Source organism: Tindallia californiensis (assembly GCF_900107405.1).
Lineage (GTDB): Bacteria > Bacillota > Clostridia > Peptostreptococcales > Tindalliaceae > Tindallia > Tindallia californiensis.
On record NZ_FNPV01000001.1, the window covers coordinates 373,751 to 391,929 of the forward strand.

17 protein-coding genes are annotated in these 18,179 nt (G+C 41.0%); 2 read left to right on the forward strand and 15 right to left on the reverse strand.

Annotated features, from left to right (window positions below; translation table 11 throughout):
• Position 1 precedes the first annotated feature (1 nt).
• The 10 genes from BLV55_RS01770 to BLV55_RS01815 form a co-directional block, all read right to left on the reverse strand.
• Positions 2–1,183 carry a dihydrolipoamide acetyltransferase family protein gene (locus BLV55_RS01770; protein WP_093310374.1) on the reverse strand — a complete coding sequence of 394 codons (1,182 nt, stop codon included), beginning with the start codon at positions 1,181–1,183 and terminating at the stop codon, positions 2–4.
• Positions 1,174–2,184 (reverse strand): ATP-NAD kinase family protein, encoded by a 1,011-nt coding sequence (locus BLV55_RS01775; RefSeq protein WP_093310376.1) that lies wholly within the window; start codon positions 2,182–2,184, stop codon positions 1,174–1,176. Before BLV55_RS01775 ends, BLV55_RS01770 begins: the two co-directional genes overlap by 10 nt.
• A gap of 73 nt (positions 2,185–2,257) precedes the next feature.
• Positions 2,258–3,229, reverse strand: a complete 972-nt coding sequence (locus BLV55_RS01780; RefSeq protein WP_093310379.1) for an alpha-ketoacid dehydrogenase subunit beta — start codon at positions 3,227–3,229, stop codon at positions 2,258–2,260.
• Entirely contained in the window at positions 3,229–4,212 is a 984-nt protein-coding gene (locus BLV55_RS01785) for a thiamine pyrophosphate-dependent dehydrogenase E1 component subunit alpha (protein ID WP_093310381.1), read from the reverse strand. The genes BLV55_RS01780 and BLV55_RS01785 overlap by 1 nt, the downstream gene beginning before the upstream one ends.
• Positions 4,213–4,232: 20 nt before the next feature.
• On the reverse strand, positions 4,233–4,595 hold the full coding sequence (locus BLV55_RS01790; RefSeq protein WP_242869997.1) for a Lin0512 family protein: 363 nt from the start codon (positions 4,593–4,595) through the stop codon (positions 4,233–4,235).
• 320 nt (positions 4,596–4,915) lie between these two features.
• Entirely contained in the window at positions 4,916–6,901 is a 1,986-nt protein-coding gene (locus BLV55_RS01795) for a sigma-54-dependent Fis family transcriptional regulator (RefSeq protein ID WP_093310385.1), read from the reverse strand.
• Entirely contained in the window at positions 6,902–7,945 is a 1,044-nt protein-coding gene (locus BLV55_RS01800; protein WP_093310387.1) for a PocR ligand-binding domain-containing protein, read from the reverse strand.
• A gap of 222 nt (positions 7,946–8,167) precedes the next feature.
• The gene (locus BLV55_RS01805; protein ID WP_093310388.1) at positions 8,168–8,641 is read right to left on the reverse strand and encodes a CBS domain-containing protein; all 474 of its coding nucleotides are present in this window, start codon (positions 8,639–8,641) and stop codon (positions 8,168–8,170) included.
• Between the two features lie 199 nt (positions 8,642–8,840).
• Complete coding sequence (locus BLV55_RS01810) at positions 8,841–10,088, reverse strand: cation:proton antiporter (protein WP_093310391.1); 1,248 nt, start codon at positions 10,086–10,088, stop codon at positions 8,841–8,843.
• 154 nt (positions 10,089–10,242) lie between these two features.
• Positions 10,243–10,587, reverse strand: coding sequence for a P-II family nitrogen regulator (locus BLV55_RS01815; RefSeq protein WP_093310393.1), 345 nt, complete (start codon positions 10,585–10,587; stop codon positions 10,243–10,245).
• 460 nt (positions 10,588–11,047) lie between these two features.
• On the opposite strand from BLV55_RS01815, the gene BLV55_RS01820 reads away from it, so the two are divergent.
• Positions 11,048–12,754: an aldehyde ferredoxin oxidoreductase C-terminal domain-containing protein gene (locus BLV55_RS01820; protein ID WP_093310395.1), complete on the forward strand. Its 1,707-nt coding sequence runs from the start codon at positions 11,048–11,050 to the stop codon at positions 12,752–12,754.
• 15 nt (positions 12,755–12,769) lie between these two features.
• Positions 12,770–12,982 carry a MoaD/ThiS family protein gene (locus BLV55_RS01825; RefSeq protein ID WP_093310398.1) on the forward strand — a complete coding sequence of 71 codons (213 nt, stop codon included), beginning with the start codon at positions 12,770–12,772 and terminating at the stop codon, positions 12,980–12,982.
• A 95-nt stretch (positions 12,983–13,077) separates the two neighbouring features.
• On the opposite strand, the gene BLV55_RS01830 is transcribed toward BLV55_RS01825, so the two are convergent.
• From BLV55_RS01830 to BLV55_RS01850, 5 genes are read right to left on the reverse strand one after another with little or no spacing between them, the layout of a single operon-like run.
• The gene (locus BLV55_RS01830; RefSeq protein ID WP_093310399.1) at positions 13,078–13,899 is read right to left on the reverse strand and encodes an FAD/NAD(P)-binding protein; all 822 of its coding nucleotides are present in this window, start codon (positions 13,897–13,899) and stop codon (positions 13,078–13,080) included.
• Complete coding sequence (locus BLV55_RS01835; RefSeq protein ID WP_093310402.1) at positions 13,889–14,929, reverse strand: 4Fe-4S dicluster domain-containing protein; 1,041 nt, start codon at positions 14,927–14,929, stop codon at positions 13,889–13,891. Before BLV55_RS01835 ends, BLV55_RS01830 begins: the two co-directional genes overlap by 11 nt.
• Positions 14,926–15,819 (reverse strand): 4Fe-4S dicluster domain-containing protein, encoded by an 894-nt coding sequence (locus BLV55_RS01840; protein ID WP_093310403.1) that lies wholly within the window; start codon positions 15,817–15,819, stop codon positions 14,926–14,928. Before BLV55_RS01840 ends, BLV55_RS01835 begins: the two co-directional genes overlap by 4 nt.
• The gene (locus tag BLV55_RS01845; protein WP_093310575.1) at positions 15,807–16,238 is read right to left on the reverse strand and encodes a hydrogenase iron-sulfur subunit; all 432 of its coding nucleotides are present in this window, start codon (positions 16,236–16,238) and stop codon (positions 15,807–15,809) included. The genes BLV55_RS01840 and BLV55_RS01845 overlap by 13 nt, the downstream gene beginning before the upstream one ends.
• Complete coding sequence (locus BLV55_RS01850) at positions 16,238–18,166, reverse strand: CoB--CoM heterodisulfide reductase iron-sulfur subunit A family protein (RefSeq protein WP_093310572.1); 1,929 nt, start codon at positions 18,164–18,166, stop codon at positions 16,238–16,240. Before BLV55_RS01850 ends, BLV55_RS01845 begins: the two co-directional genes overlap by 1 nt.
• Between the last annotated feature and the right edge of the window lie 13 nt (positions 18,167–18,179).

The following is an 18,179-nucleotide window of genomic DNA, read 5'->3' on the forward strand; positions in this document are numbered from 1 at the left end:
GCTAAACCAGCGCCATGCCGGGTTCTTCGATGGACTGATTCAGCGTTGTCATAAACCTCGCCGCTGCCTGGCCATCTACAATCCGATGGTCAAAAGACAGAGAAAGCCACATCATCGGACGTCTTAATAGCTCATCCCCTACAAAAACCGGCTTATCTACCATTCGCCCCACGCCCAAAATAGCACATTCAGGAGGATTGATAATGGGGGTAAAGACATCGACACCTTCCATTCCAAGATTTGTAATGGTAAAGGTTGCACCGGATAGTTCGTCAGACTCCAGACGGTTAAATTTTGCTTTCTGTGCCAACTCTCTCATCTCATCATGTATTTCACTAATGCTTTTTCTATCTGCATTTTTTACTACCGGCACCATTAGTCCATTTTCTAAAGCAACAGCAATGCCAAGATGTACGCCTTGATGCCGATATAATAATCCGTCCGCAAACTGAGCGTTCAGATCGGGGTGTTTTTGCAAAGCTTTTGTTGTTAATATCGCCAATAAATCCGTAAAAGAAACTTTCTGATTTCGATCATTCTTAATCTTTTCCTTTAACGCTTTTAATGCACTGACATCTACTTCCCGGGTAATGGTCACGTGAGGCGCCTGCTGCCAACTTTCCTGTAAACGTTCTGCAATCACTTCCCGAAGGCCTTCTAGTGGTACACCTTGAATATCTCCATCTTGTTCCTGAACCTCATCAGAAACAGGTAGTTGGTAGTTTTCTACATCTTCTTTCGTAATTCTGCCTTTGGGGCCTGTTCCTTCGATGTTTTCCAACGGAATTCCTTTTTCTTCCGCCAGCTTCTTTGCCACCGGAGACACACGAATTTTATCGTCAGAACGACGGGCTGCCGCTGCAGGTTTTGCCGCTGGCACTGCTTTTTTGTCTGGTTTTTGTTGATTTGCAGGCATTTCTGTTTCGATATCAGAAATATTCTCATCCGCTTCTGCAATAATTCCTAAAAGGGCTGATACAGGTACTTTCGCTTCTGCCGGCGCTACAATTTTTCTAAGAATCCCATTACCGGGAGATTCTATTTCGTTGTTAATCTTATCCGTTGACACTTCAAAAAGAGGTTCACCTTTTTTGACGGACTCTCCCTCTTGTTTTAACCATTTACTTACGGTCCCTTCTTTCATTGTTAGACCCAGTTTTGGCATAACAATTTTTACAGCCATTGAATCAACTCCTTATCATAGATCATCAAGTTTCTGGCAGTAGACAACTTCATCACTTTTTGCAGATTAACCACTCTTGGCCCTTCCAGATTAAGCATAATGGAAGCGGTATCCTTCCTACCTATTTCTACTTCTCTTTCGCCATCTAGTGCAATAACACCTGGCGTTTTACAGATGGTCATTTTTTGGTCTGGCAAGATCCGACTGCTTTTTTCAATAGAAACCTTCCTTATTAAGCCAGGGGCAATAGGAGCCAGTATCGCCCCACCTCCTTTGCCTAATGTCAGCCTTAGTCCTTCCGATTCCAAAGGATCCAAGGGGTCCAAGAATCCACCCAAGGCGGATAAACCAATGTTATGCGGCTGGGCACGGGTTAAGAATACTTCCGATACATTTTCTAAATCCCAAATCGCCCTGCTGCCAATAAATATTTCTTTTGAGGTTACAGCATCCACCAGTGCATGCTCTACCAATACATCATTTTTGAAAATGTCCAGCTTTTTATGCTGTTCAACACCCTGTTGAAGCTCCGAGTTTTTTGCCATTAATCCTGCTACTAATCCAGCCACAGTGCCCTCAATAAACTGGGGAAAAACGTTGTTGGTTCCGGTTGAAATTGGTATCAATGGAATATTCATGCTTCCCTTTGTAACAGCTCGATTGGTGCCATCGCCACCCATGGTGATGATTACCTTAACTCCTATAGACTCCATCATAGTAGCCGCATTGCCGGAATCTATCTGTGTTCCATCAATGGGCATATCCAAAACAGATACCCGCTGGGTATCAATCTTGTGTCGAAGTTTGCAAATGGCCTGATCTCCAAGGCCGTAACTGTCCGGCATTATATAAATATGATCAACATTCACGGCCAGGGCTCCAAGAATCAGCCGCTCGACAATATTGATTTTTTCCTGATTATCAATGACAGTACCATAGGCCACCAGCCGGCGTATATCCCTGCCAGAAGCCGGATTAGCTATAATTCCTATGCTTGCCATAGGGTTCATCTCCTTTTTGAAGAAGAGTGACAAAGCCGCCGACAATGGCGGCTTTGTCTAAGAGAGGGAAATGCTACATGATTTCTTTAATGACTTTTGCAATCCGATCGGCGTTCGGCACAACATATTGTTCTAAAATTGGATTAAAAGGAATTGGTACATTTAGAGCTCCTACTCTTTTAATCGGTGCATCTAAATCATCAAAACATTCATCCGCTACCATCGCTGCAATCTCAGCACCAAATCCACTTCTTTTAACAGCTTCGTGTACGACAACTAATCGATTGGTTTTTGCAACAGACGTCTTAATAGCTTCTACATCCAGTGGCACTAATGTTCTTGGATCCAACACCTCCACCGAAATGCCTTCTCCCGCCAACACCTCTGCTGCTGACAGTGCCTGTGGAACCATTCCGCCAAGCGCCACTACTGTTACATCATCACCTTCACGGTGAATTTTTGCTTTGCCGAAAGGAATGGGTTCAATCCTTTCAGCCACTTCGCCTTCCATGCCATACAACACTTTATTTTCGAAAAACATGACCGGATTTTCATCTCTAATGGAGGTAATCAATAATCCTGCATAATCTTCCGGTGTTGATGGCATCACCACTTTAACACCGGGAACATGGGTCATCCAGGCTTCTAAAGATTGAGAGTGCTGAGCTGCTGCTGAAATACCACCACCATAGGGCATGCGCAGTGTCATTGGCACTTTTGCTTTCCCACCAAACATATAGCGCATTTTTGCTGCTTGGTTGACAACCTGGTCCATTGATACGGTGAGAAAATCATTGAACATCAGCTCTGCTACCGGTCTCATCCCAACGGCTGCCGCTCCCACCGCCGCTCCAACAATAGCGGTTTCTGAAATAGGGGTGTCTCTTACTCTTTCTTCACCATATTGACTAAACAGGTCACCTGTGACACCAAAGCACCCACCAAACTGTCCTACATCTTCACCAAGAATAAAGACACGGTCATCCCGTTCCATTTCCTGACGGAGGGCTTCTCGAATCGCTTCTGCACATGTCATTTTAGCCATCAGGACCACACCTCCTCTACCATATCTGTGTAAACATCCTGAACTGCCTCTTCCACGGCTGGATCCGGACTTTCCTCCGCAAACTTAATAGCCTTTTCTACCTGATCCGTTACTTCGTCGTCGATGGCGTTCAATGCTTCTTCTTTACAGATTTCCATTTCCAACAGTTTCTTTCGGAATCTTCCAATAGGCTCTTTTGCTTTCCATTGCTGTACTTCTTCGTCTGGCCGATAGTTAGTTGGATCTCCTTCAAAATGCCCTCGATGGCGATAGGTTTTACATTCAATTAGGCTTGGTCCTTCCCCACTTCTCGCCCTCTTAACGGCTTCTTTAATCGATTCGTATACGGCTACCACATCGTTGCCATCAACCGTTACTCCAGGAATACCATAAGCCACTGCACGATCTGAAACGTCTTTAATTTTCTGGTGTTTTTCCTGACTGAGAGAAATTCCATACATATTATTTTCGCATACAAACACCACTGGTAAGTCCCACACAGAAGCAAGGTTAATCCCTTCATGGAAAGTGGATTGATTGGATGCACCATCTCCAAAGAAACAAACTGTAACATCATCTTTTTTCTGAAGTTTTGATGCCAGCCCTGCACCTGCCGCAATGGTGAAGCCACCACCAACAATTCCATTAGCACCAAGAATTCCAAGATCCACATCGGCTATATGCATCGATCCGCCTTTCCCTTTACAATATCCGGTGGCTTTTCCATACAGTTCTGCCATCATTTCGTTTAACTGGCCGCCTTTCGCTATCAAATGACCATGACCTCGGTGAGTACTGGTGATATAATCTGTCGTTTTCAGATTACTGCATGTTCCTACGGCTACGGCTTCTTCGCCCAGATAAGAATGAACAAATCCAGGAATTCTACCTTCTGCAAACAGTTCTGTTATCCGCGTCTCAAATATTCTTATTTCCTGCATTTTGCGATACATATTTAGTAACAGATCTTTTTCCATTTCCATTCACACGACACCTCCTCGTTTCAATCCACTGCAACGGAAACTTCAACACACGCATTGACTACTACCACACTATCGTCAACATCACCAAACCCCTGGACATATAAACCTGGAACAGCCATCCCTCCTTTCCTTACTTGAATGGATTTTTGACCTACAGGAAGTACTGATAAAACTTCTGATTCCTGTATTGCTTCCGGATTAGGGCAAGCAATGGTGACATGAACCCGAATTTCATCAAAATCCTGAATTCCGAGCACTTCCTCCAAGCCACAAAGACAGCTTCGCCGAATAGCATCTTCTACAGCTCTTTTGGCTGCTTTTGTCATATCCTGACCATGGAGATCCGCACCAAAACCCAGTTCAATAATATACCGTTTCCACACCAGCCATCACCCCCTTTGATTCTTCCAGTTATTAGTAATGCATTTTTTATGCCAATATTCCAAAAAAACACAAAAAAAAGATTCATCGCATTAACCCTGTTGAAAATGCAATGAAACCTTTTTATTGATACTATTTTTTAATAAGCAATGAATCTATTCAAACGCCTTTCTTTTCGTCCTGATTCCTAACACTTTTTCTCCTCTTCTTCAGAAGAAGCCATTTCAAAGGCTTGAATCAATTGTTAGAAAATAGAACATGTCTTATTTTCTAACAATGTGTTTTTTATCAACTGTTCCTCTTCTTCATTGATGACAAATACTTACGTTGGCTTGTTGATATGATACTTTTTCATTTTTTCATACAGAGTGTTCCTGGCAATTCCCAACTCTTTTGCCACTGCTGTTATTTTGCCATTATGACGATGAATTGATTTAATAATAGCTTCCGCTTCTATTTCCTGTAAGGATTGAATCAATTCACCTTCTTTTTCCCAGTATCTTTGATGTGGCCCTTTCTCTAAATAGGCTGGCAATAATTCCACTGTCAAGACTGTGCCTTCCAACATATTAATGGCATATTCTAGGACATTCTCTAACTCTCTTACATTGCCAGGCCATTGATAAGATTTCAGTTTCTGGTAGAGCTGCTCTTCAATACGATGAACCTGCTTCCCTAATTTCAAGGCTATTTTATCGCAAAAATAATCAACCAACTGGTGAAGATCTTCGCCTCTTTCTCTTAATGGTGGAATTGTCACTGTAACGACATTCAATCGATAAAACAAATCTTGCCGAAATTCCCCTTTCTCAACTTCTTGCTGAAGATTTTTATTCGTTGCTGCTATTAAGCGAACATCTACCGGAACAGCATATTCTCCACCAATTCGCAGAACACTATTTTCCTGTAACACACGTAATAAATTCACCTGCATGTCCAATGGCATATCTCCAATTTCATCTAAAAAAAGCGTTCCACCATCAGCCAATTCAAATTTGCCAGGGCGACCACCTTTCGATGCACCGGTGAAAGCACCTTCCCTATATCCAAAAAGCTCACTTTGAATCAACTCTCTTGGCATGGCTGCACAGTTTAAGGCAACAAAAGGTGCATCCCTCCTATCACTGGCATTATGAATAGCCTGAGCGATCATTTCTTTTCCTGTCCCACTTTCTCCCAATATCAAAACCGTTGAAGGACTTTGAGAAACACTTTTCCCTTTCTGAATCACTTTTTTTATTTTTATGCTGTTTCCGATGATATCTGTAAATCGATATCGTGCCTGAGAACCAGCTATTTTATTAATCATATGATGCACCTGTTTCATCTCTCTAAATACTAAAACGGCCCCTCTCACTTTCCCAGACCTGCTTAGGATAGGTGTTGCACTATAGGTGCAATGAATTTGTTTTTGATCTTTTTCAATTTGTAATTCTTCTTCCAGACAACGCTGGCCTGTTTCTAACACTTCCTGAATGTGGTGTTTGCTTTTCAGTACATCCTGGATTTGAGAACCTATCAGTGTACTGGCGTGAGTTTCGAACATTCTTGTAAACGCTGCATTAACATGTGTAATCTCACCGCTTTGACTGACCGACATAATGCCTTCTGAAATACTACTCATGACAGCGGTCAAATGTTTATGAGCTTCTAACAATTTTTCCTGCGTTTCCCCTTTATGTAACTGGTTTTCAATCGCTCTTACAGCGGCTACCACCATGCCTTGATCCCTTTTATAATCTCGCTCTACAGAGCAGGACAAGTTTAAACAGCCAATCATTTTACCGGAGTAAGCATGAATTGGAGCTGCTGAGCAAAACCAAAGATGATGTTTTAAACAAAAATGCTCCGCACCTGCAACCTGCACGGGTTTATCCAGCGCTAAACAAGTACCGATGGCATTGGTTCCAACAGAAGCTTCACTCCAGTCGGCTCCTACCATAAAATTCATTGATGTTGCTGATCTTAATACTTCATCATCTCCAATCATTTCCAGTATTCTTCCACCTTCATTCGAGAGTACTACCACAAAACTATTCCCCTGGACACTTTTATAAAGTGTTTTCATAATGGGTCTGGCGATATCGATTAAGTTTTTCTTCTCTTGGAGCAGAAAAGATAACTTCTGCCGACAAAAAACATCTTTGCAAGTACCATTATAAGGATCTACAGAAAAGCTCATACTCCTATTCCAGGAATCAGCAATGTCGTTGCGGAGAAGCTCATGAGGTGGTACTCCATGAATAAGACAGGATTCCCAGGCTTTCCTGGCCATGTCATTTTCTGAAGCTATCGATTGATAATCCATCTATACCCCTCCAAAACCTTCTTTTTTCTTGTAATTTGTTATATCCATCAGAGTTCCTACGAGCCTTATCGGTTGATTATTCTGATTTCTTTCTACTATTTTTCCTTTCACTTGAACCCATATGTATTGCTCTTCTTTATTCTTAATTCGATATTCGTTATTATATAGTTCTTTTTTTCCTGCTAAAACTTCTTCTGTCTTTTCTTTCACTTTCCTCTGATCATCTGGATGAATTCGCCGAAGATATTTTTCCCGGTCACCAATAAATTCCGTTGCTTCAAATCCAAGCAACGACTTAAATGTACGTGTAAAGTATAGTTGATTACTTTTAAGGTTCCAATCATAAATGATTAGCCCGGTACCTTCTATCGCATGTTCCCACAATTCTTCATGCTGCCGTGCTATCATTTCTTTTTTTTGCAACTCATCGTATTGATCTCGAAGTTCTTCCAAGGCTGCTGTCAGAACTTCTTTTGTATTTTCCAATTCTTCACATGTATGTTTTAACTCTGCTGCCGCTCTTCTCGTTTCTATTTCTTGGTATCCCATTTCTCCTAGCATCTCTGCTTGACTACATAAATACTCCATCATATGCTTCACTGTTTCTTTGTTATAGATAGGAACACTTTTCAAAGCCTCAAGGTATTGGTGCTCATCAAAGTCATGATGCTTTGCTTGTTGACGAAAAAACACCATATCCGGTTCTTCTAATAAAAACTGTCCTGTATACACGTTTGCTACATGTTCACCATGCACAAAAATTCTGGTAGCCGCATCTATTAAGCCGTTTTCGCAGTAATAAATAACATATTTCTCACCGTCTTTTAACCGTTCATTGATTCGACAGTCACTGATACCACAACGTTTTTGAGTGTTATGATTTTTTCGATGAAAATCAAGACAAATTGAACGCCAGCCTGAAGAAGTTAAAATGTTGCCTTCCAGATCCAGGATCGCCGTTAAAATACCTGTTGCATCATAGAGCAAATCCATCATTCTTTGGATTTTCGAAATGTCTACCAAGTCAACAAAATGGTATCGCACGTTTTTTCCTCACTTTCATTACCCATTTTTTACTATATAAAAATCCTCATCGTCAGCATATCATATTTGTTCGTCATCGGCTATGCAATTTTCTGACAACAAGGAATGTTCCTTCCCGTATTCCTGTGGCCAAAAAAACTCCACCAAAAGTTAAGGGTCTCTTTTATGCTACTTAATCATCAAAACCCCGTTTACCTATCTCCGGGGTTTTGATGATCATCCTCATTCTCCTATAGATGCAAGATAATTTATTAGATCTGCTCTTGCAATGATTCCACAAAGCTTTCCATTTTCCTCCAATACTGGAACATGATTAATTTTTTTCTTTTTCATGATTTTTGCAATATCCGTCCCCAGGGTATCCTTTTGAACCGTTACGACTTTTCGTGACATTAGTTTTTCTACCTTTGTTTTTTCCAGCAATTCAAAACCCTGCTTATAGTCGTATATGTCTCCTGGGTTTTCATAGGGCGAAATCCATCCGGAAGAATCTAGCATTGGAACTACATGAAGCGTACTGCAATACTCTACAATATCAGTTTCTGAAAGTATGCCCACTAATTTTTCTTCCATATCTACTACCGGGAGTGCGCTGATTTTATAATCAGCAAAAATACGTACCGCTTCTTTCAGGGTGGTTCCTGTGGTAACACTAATTACCTTGGCATTCATAACATCTTTTGCTTTTACTTTCATCCAATCGCCTCCCCTTGATCATCTATCGACTCATTTACCTTATTATTTAAGTATTACCCGTTTCCTTCACAGAATATCTTTTATTTTGATAGGAGACGCTTATCTTTATAAGGTAACGTTTTTAGCCTTTATCTGATGCCTATCACCAGATGATCCACAGGGGAGATCTATTGATTCATCACGCATTCAGCTACATTATCTATGATTGAGGCTGTTGAGCAGCCGTTTTATTCACAGGCATTTTAATCTCAGAAGTTGATTCTTCATACAAAGCATTGTTATGTTCACCAGAGGAGAATATCGCAAATCGTGTGCCCAAAGGACCTGTTAACTCACAAAAGGTAACCGCTGCCAACTCGATAGCTGTAATAATGGCCGCAATTTCAGGAAATCGACCCTGGACCAACATGACCAGACCAATGGTGACACCCGCTTTTGAAAACATCGCAAAGCCCAAATATTTCTGAACAACTGTTGGTGCACCCGAAACTCTTGCTCCTACAAAGGCACCACCTACTTTACCAATGCCTCTTGCAATAATATATACTAAAGCTACCTGCCAGTTTGCAGCTAGCACGTCCATATGCAGACTTGCACCTGCAAGGGTAAAGAACACAATGAAAATGGGTAGATCTATCTCATTAATAACAGATATAGTCTGTGGTTTGCTAGAAAGATTGCTAAAGAAAAAACCTACCGTCATATTGGCTAAAAGCGGGGACAAATGAAAGGTATTCGCAATACCACTTACCAGTAGCGCTAATCCTACAAAAACAACAATCTGGTGCTGTTTGTCATTCAGTTTCTTTACGATCAGCGTCAAAGTAATCCCAGCAATTGCTCCCAGTCCAACAGATCCTATCAATTCAATGGCTGGTTCAGCAAACATATGGATACCTAATGTAAAGGTTCCATCTAACAACATTCTTGCTATCGCAGCAGAAACCCCAAAAATAACAATGCAAATTGCATCATCAACCGCCACGACACCAAGCAATGTAGTCGTAAATGGCCCTTTAGCTTTGTATTCCCTTATTACAGCTACAGGTGAAGCAGGCGCCGTAGCCGTTGACATAGCACCCAATAAAATAGAAACAGGTAAAGATAAATTTAGTAAAAAATACATGGTTGAGAACACTACTACAAAGGAACCTGCCACTTGAATGACTGCCGTTCCAACGATAGTTTTTCCAAGATGTCTAATCTTCCTAATCTCCAGCTCCCCACCAATCATTAAGGCAATAAGGCCTAGTCCCAGTATTTTTATAAGGTTAAACTCCGTATTTAATTCGTTTGGAATAATGCTTAAAAAAGAAGGCCCTATAAGCAGTCCCGTAAGCACATATCCAGCTACCATTGGCATTTTAACTAACTTGGCCAGGCGGCCACCAAAATATCCTAAGAGCAGCAACATTGAAAGTCCTAGCGTTTGATCATAAATAGTCATTTTTTTCCTCCATTATCCGAACCTATAATTGTGTTAATACGTCCAGGCGATGATTCATAGATCGTCCGGGCAAGAAGGCTGATAACTCACAGATTATCATTTTGTGATATCAGTCTTTCATAAAGTCGAAGCATCTCTTCGTTTACTAACGTGTTTATTCAATTAATGAGTCTGTTAAACCACTAGCAGCGGAAACAGGCATTATAAAATACATTCCAGTGTTTGGTTCATTCAAATCACCAAGCACTTGATATATTCGCTGAATCACCTTGTCTTTTTGAACTTCTGTGTTTAGAACCATAAAGATTGTCAGGTTATTCGGTCGACAATCTTGGAGAATTTTTCGTAACCCTCCAAAAATTGGCATTGTATCACACAGTGTACGTCCCATTCCAGTTGACTCTAATACGGTAGCACCACTAATTCCATCTTCTAAAAAGCCTTCCATTAATTCATTAAGACGTTCTGGCTGGTTTAATACGAGAAAAAGAACTTCCATTTTTTTCACCTCCTTTAAAAAACAATCTAAAAAACCGCCCTAAGAGGCGGTGTCGACAGACGGGTATTTGAGGTATCAGCAAATTGCCGGTATCGGAAACACCTAGCTGTATCAAATAGTCAGCTTAATAAAAACTGATCATTTTTGCTTACAGTGGGTCTGCGACTAATTTTGTTAAAATAATGTCTCTTACAACCTCAGTTTACGCCTGTTCTATCAGTGTGTCAAGAAAGAAGCCATAATGTCTATTTTCTGAATCGAGCGTCTATTCATTGTGAAATCAAGTTGAAATTCATGCCTAAAATAGATACACTACTATTAACAAATCTATGCTATCCTTGATGGATATCGTAGCATGTAGCTTTTGGCTGTTAGTTGCTTTTGGCGTAAACGAATCTTTACACGTTTTTGTCTTCAGTACGCTAAAAACCTTTGCTCACTGTACTTAAAGGAGGTCCTTATGAACAAAATCATACGTATTCAAATGGAAACTGGCGAAATAAAGGAAGAGTATTGTTCCAAAGAAGAACAACTACTTGCTGGGCGAGCATTAACCAGTAAGGTGATATCAGAAGAAGTCAATCCTCATTGTGATGTGTTTGGTAGCCACAATAAACTAGTATTAGCAGCCGGATTATATGCTGGCACCACTATTTCTTGCGGAAACCGACTCTCTATTGGTGGGAAGAGTCCTTTAACCGGTACGATCAAAGAAAGTAATGCGGGTGGAAATATGGCTTATAAAATGGGAAAGCTAGGTATTCGTGCGATCATATTTGAAGGTCTTCCTCCTAAAGAATCACTTCAATTTCTTTATATTTCTGAAGAAAAAATGGCATTACTGCCAGCGAACGAATATAAGGAAATGCCAATTTATCCAGCAACAAAAAAACTTCGTCATCAATTTGGTGATAAGGTTGGTATTTCCATTATAGGACCAACCGGCGAACGCAGGTCACTGGCTTCTGGAATTGCCAATACAGACAACGAAGGAAGACCCTCTCGGTATTGTGGAAGAGGCGGCTTAGGCGCTTTGATGGGAAGCAAAGGTATTAAAGCTATTGTGTTGGATGACTCTAATGCAAAAGGAGTAACTATTGAAAACGCCGCATTGCTTAAAAAAACACAAAAACAATTGAACAAAGAAATTCTGAATAATGAAGCCCTTGGGCGGTTTACAAAATATGGTACAGCAGGTATGGTTGATATTACCAATGCCTTAGGCGCACTACCTACGCATAATTTTTCTCGGGGAGCTTTTGATCTGGCAAAGGCAATTAATGGAAATAATTTGCACGAAGTGATCACTCAACGAGGAGGAGTTGGAAACCCTTCTCATTCCTGCATGCCAGGTTGTGTCATTCGTTGTTCAAATGTCTATCCAGATGATCAGGGAAAAGAAAAAGTATCACCTCTTGAATATGAAACCATTAGTTTGCTAGGTTCAAATTGTGGTATTGGTAACTTAGATGTCATTGCAGACTTAAATTATCGATGTAATAATTTAGGCCTTGATACTATTGATACCGGTGGAGCTATCGCCTTGGCCATGGAAGCTGGGGTTATCCCCTTTGGCGATGAGCTGGGCGCCTTAAATCTATTGAATGAAGTTGAGCAAAACACCTGGCTAGGACGAATCATCGCATCTGGTGGCGTGCGGACCGGGCAAATACTAGGTGTACGGCGTATTCCAGCTGTAAAGGGTCAAATAATGGCTGCCTATGACCCACGAGCCATCAAAGGGCTCGGTGTTACTTATGCAACTTCTACCATGGGTGCTGATCATACGGCAGGTCAAACGGTCAGAATGCCTATTGAACATCACCATGCCAAAGGTCAAGTAGAAGCATCTCAAAAGGCTCAAATTACAAACACCATGCATGACTGCATTGGTACCTGTTTATTCCTAAATGGAGCATTAGCAAACCATCCAGAGTGGCTTAGCGATATGATAACGGCTATCCATGGTATTACCTGCTCCTATGAGGAATTATTATCCATTGCTAAACAAACACTTTTGTTGGAGCGAGACTTTAATCAACGTGCTGGATTTAGTGATCAGGATGACCACTTACCGGAGTTTTTTTACATTGAAGAAAACCCTGATTCTAAAACTGTCTTCGATGTCTCACATACAGAAATGAAAAAAGTATTTGATTTTGAGTAAAGGTGGTTACCTAAATTGATAAACGTTACTGTCACATGGATTTCCAGTAATAAAAAAGATCAGCAAGTGACACTTTCAGACTCAGCAACTGTCCAAGAGTTGCTTGACCTTCTTTGTCTTAACCAGCATGACTATTTGATTATTGTGAAGGGAAGCAACAGATTGGCAAACTATCCACTATCTGATAAGGACATCGTCAAAATTCTTTATTCAATGGCAGGTGGCTAAAACGTCACGATGCTTATCTATTCAACACTTCCCTATTTGTCCATATTATTAGCATTGAAAATGCTGGCTTCCTTTTTAGGAAGCCAGCATTTTCATTAAATAAAATCATTCTTCATTTGATTTAGATCTGACAGGTAAAAGACCGGTCCATCTTTACAGACATAGAACTCATCTAAATTGCACCGACCACATTTTCCAACTCCGCATTTCATTTTGTATTCAAGCGTCGTAACAATTTGTTCTGGCTTGAATCCAATTTTTTCTAAGGTTTGTAGAACAAATTTAATCATAATAGGTGGCCCACAGGTTACGGCCACTGTATCGGATGGATCGGGAGACAGTTCTTCCAGATACTGGGGAACAAAACCGACAAAGCCATCCCAACCCGGACTTTCCACGTCCACCGATAAGTTGATTTGAAAGTTGTTTTCTTTAGGCCATTGATCAAAAATATCTCTTTCAAAAATAAGGTCATCCGTTGATCGGGCCCCATAAATTAATTGTTTTGCATCCGGATATTCTTCTGGCCTGTCCAATGTATACTGAATTAAGGATCGAAGTGGCGCCAGTCCAATCCCGCCTCCAATAAACAGGAGTTTTTTTCCTTTAATACGTTCTACCGGAAAATTATTTCCATAGGGTCCCCGTATACCAACAGTTTGTCCCGGCTCTAACTGATGAAGCACTTCCGTCAGCTTCCCTACTCTTTTAATACTAAATTCCATATAATCTCTTCCTGGTGGAGAAGTAATTGAAAATAAAGCTTCCCCAATGCCTAAAAGAGAAATCATCGCACATTGACCTGGCATATGATCCAGTGGTGTTTCGGGTCTTAGCTGGAAGGTTTTGACATCACTACTTTCAGAGATGATGTTGATGACTTCTGCATTGATTGGCATTAATGGATTATTTGTCATGGTCTTCTCCTCCTATTCTGTTCAAAACCGTATCCATAGAGATACCTACAGGACATTTATTACCACATCTTCCACAGCCAACGCAGCCCAACGCTTCCTCATTTTTCACATAATAACTAAGTTTGTGATAAAAGCGGTTCTGAATCCGATCTTTACGGGTAGGTCGCGGATTATGACCACCCGCCATCCGGGTATAATCCGGGAACATACATGAATCCCAGGTTCGATAACGCACTCCCTGTTCTTTTCGTTGGAAGTCTCTAATGTCATAACAGTGACAGGTTGGACAATAGAAAGTACAGGTAGCACAACCAATGCATCTCATTGCTAACTCTTCCCAGAAAGGATCATCAAAATGTTCGTCCATCGCCTTTTGGATTTCGGTACCATCCAAAGACTTTGAAACCGGTACAGAAGGATCTGGAAAATCCTTCGTTTCTTTCAGCCCATTTTCTATCAATGCTTTCGCTAATTGATTTCCTTTTTCTGTCTGAGCTTTCAGTATCACTTGTCCACTAGCCTTTTCTTTGCTCATCAGAAGGTCAGCTGTTTTCGTGTCACGACAAACACCAAAATCGTCGCATCGGCAGTGTTCTCCCATTTCATCGCATTGATTTACGATTAATATCGTGTTATTCCGCTTTTCCTGGTACAAGCCATCAACAGGCTCTTTAAGAAACACCTTATCGATCAGCTCTAAACTCATGACATCGCATGGTTTTGCCCCTAGAATAATTTGCGGAATAGACGCTTCAGGTACTTCTACCTTCAGCTCTCCCTCTTTTTTTGTAAATTCAATATACACTTCAGAATCAGGGAATAAAAAGGGCTTTACAGAGCCTAATGGAGGCTGGTTTCGTAAAGATATCCTCTCTACCTGTTCTTGCTGCTCTGTTGACATCTGTGATATTGGCCTGTAGTGTTCAACGCCATCTTCTGCTGTCGGTGCGATGACCAAGTATTTGGACGTTAGCTGGTTAAGGGCTTTTAACAGTTGTTGAAAATCATCCGCTGCTATAATAGGGTTCATTTTTTGCCCTCCTTTCCAAAAAAGTCCGGTTCTTCTGCACTTGCATGAGAAAGTGGAGTAGGGACTTGGTCAACACCCGCTTGATATTCTCCATAAAATTTATTTAATTCTCTTAAAAGCTTCTGGTTTAATAAGTGTAGTGGAATTCCTTCAGGACACACCCTAGCGCATTCACCACACCCAACACATCTATCGGACACATGAAAAGCTCTTATCACTTGGTAAAACTGGTGCTGAGCCATTTGATCCTTAGCACGATCTATATAATCCGGATTTTCCCGATCAAAAACACAAACTCTGCACGTACAAACCGGACAAGCGTTGCGGCAACTATAGCATCTTTTGCATCGATTAAGTTGACGTTTCCAAAACTCAAACCGTTCTTCCTTGCTCATTTTCTCTAATCGGTTAATCTCTGTAAAACTATCTTCATGACTTAACGGGCCATTTTTCATCTCTTCTGAAGTTTCCGCCCCTGTTACCAGAAAATCTACGGCTTCTTTTTCCGGCGCTCTATGTTGACAGTGCAAGCAAAAAGGCGATGTCTCTTCTTCCCATTTCATGCCAGAACATTCAACACCAATTAAAGTAATCAGCTCTCTTTGAACTCGGCTTTCATCAACCATTAGCTTAAAAGCCCGATAATCGCACCCTTTAATGACTAATGCTACTTTTTTATCCTGAAAGCTTTCTTCCAATAAATACTTTGAAAGTGCTTTTTCACTGTATTCATCAAAAATGAGCTGCCCTACATTTTCAGATGAGGTGACGATGCAGGGTACCGATTTTCCTGGTTGTTCGCCTTTGGTATACCCTAATACCAGATCAACTTCTCCTTCTTCTAAAAGGCTTGCAGCAATTTTTTGAATTTCTTCCGTTATTTTACGCATCTTAGATCCCTCACTTTCTCAGAGGCACCCATTTTTTTAAGCTGGTTCGTAAAGCTTTCCACCGTTTCTTTAAATCGATCCGCTTCATTACCGGATATCCATTTAACCAACAGGCGTTCTTCCTCAAGACCCATAAATTCCATTAAGCTTTTTAGTAACATCATCCGTTTTCTGGTATGATAATTTCCTGTATCATAATGACAATCTCCAGGATGACAACCAGCGATCATAACGCCATCCGCTCCGTTTTGGAAAGCTCTTAACACCAACGAGCTATCTACTCGACTAGAGCAGGGAACCCTTATAATCCGTATGTTTTCAGGATATTTCAATCTACCTGTACCGGCCAGATCTGCTCCGGCATAACTGCACCAATTACAGCAAAAGGCGACCAGTTTAGGTTCAAATGATTCTTGCATCATAGCATATCCACCTCCGCCAATAATTGTCTTCCGGTGAATCCTCCGATATCCATGGCACCACTTCGACATAACCCGGCACAAGCACCACAGCCTTGACATAAAGCTCTGTTAATAGATGCTACCGGTCGCTGTCTTGTATTTCCGTGTACCCGTTCTGTGATCATTTCTTGGCTAATGGCTTCGTATGGACAAACCGGTTTACACTGCATGCATCCACTACATAAGTTTTCATCTACCATCGCCGTGGTTGGTACACCTTTTACTTGCCCTTTATTAAAGAGAACAATGGCTTTTGCTGCCGTTCCACTAGCCTGAGAAACAGCTTCCGGAATATCTTTAGGTCCCTGACAAACACCTGCCAAGTAAACACCCTGCGTTTGAGTTTCTACAGGCTTTAGTTTTGCATGAGCCTCTGAATAAAATCCATTCCGGTCTGAAGAAATCCCTAACATTCCAGCCAGTTTTTTAGCGCCTTCTTGAGGCTCAATACTGGTTGCCAGTACAACCAAATCAGCTTCTATTTCCGTCTGTTCACCCAAAGAACCATCATAGCCTCTTACCAACAAGCGATTTTCACTATCTCCTAAAGGTTCTACTTTAGAAACATGACCTCTCAAGTAGTTAGCTCCCATTTGACGGGCTCTTTCATAAAATTCCTCGTAATTCTTCCCGGCCGTTCGCACGTCAATATAAAACACATAACTTTCTGTATCTGGAAACTTTTCATTTAGTAAGATTGTATGCTTTGCTGTATAAAGGCAACATACTTTAGAACAGTAGGCATTCCCGTCATGTCTGTCTCTGGAACCAGCACACTGAATAAAAACGATTCTTTTTGGTGCTTTACCATTCGAAGGTCTATATAATTTTCCTTGTGTAGGCCCAGAAGCGTTAAGCATACGTTCTAGTTCCAAACTAGTGATCACATCAGGATGGTGCCCATAATGATACTCTCCTAAGTGAGTAGGTTCATTCAACTCAAAACCTGTTGCTACAATAATAGCTCCATAATCGTTTTCAATCAATTGATCTTCCATTTCATAGTTAATGGCATCTGTAGGGCAGATTTTCTTGCACAGCCCACACTTTCCTGTCTTAAAATAAATACAGCTTTTTCGATCAAGTACCGGTTTATTAGGAACCGCCTGAGCAAACAACGTATAAATAGCTTTTCTTTTACTATGACCTTGATCAAATTCGTTGCTTACCTTCGCCGGACATTTGGTTACACACTCACCACACCCTGTACATCTTTCTTCATCAACACTGGTAGCACGTTTTCGGATGGTCACATGAAAGTTTCCAACATATCCGGATACATTTTCCAGTTCTGAGTATGTGTGCAACGTAATGTTTTCATGAGTCGCTGCTTCAACCATCTTTGGTGTAAGAATACAGGCGGAACAATCTAGTGTTGGGAATGTTTTATCAAACTGAGCCATTTTCCCACCAATGGATGATTCTTTCTCCAGCAAATCTACTGGATAACCTGCATCAGCAATATCTAAAGCAGCCTGAATACCAGCAATTCCACCACCAATCACCAAAGCTCTTTTGTTTACTGATAAAGATTCTGCATGTAATGGTACCGCATAATAACTTTTTGCCACCGCTTTTTTGACTAAATCAATGGCTTTCACCGTTGCCTTCGCTTTATCTGTGTGTACCCAGGAACAATGCTCTCTTATATTAGCAATCTCTACATAATATGGGTTTAATCCCTTACGGCTCATAAGTTGCTGAAATGTGGCTTCATGCATACGAGGTGAACAGGCTCCTATTACTACTCGGTCCAACTTGTGTTCATCAATGGCATTTCCTATATCGGACTGACCCACTTCTGAACAAAGATACTGAACATCCTGCGTATAAACGACGTGAGGCATCTTTTCCGTTGCTTTTGCTACCTGCTCAACGTCTACCATGTTTTTAATATTA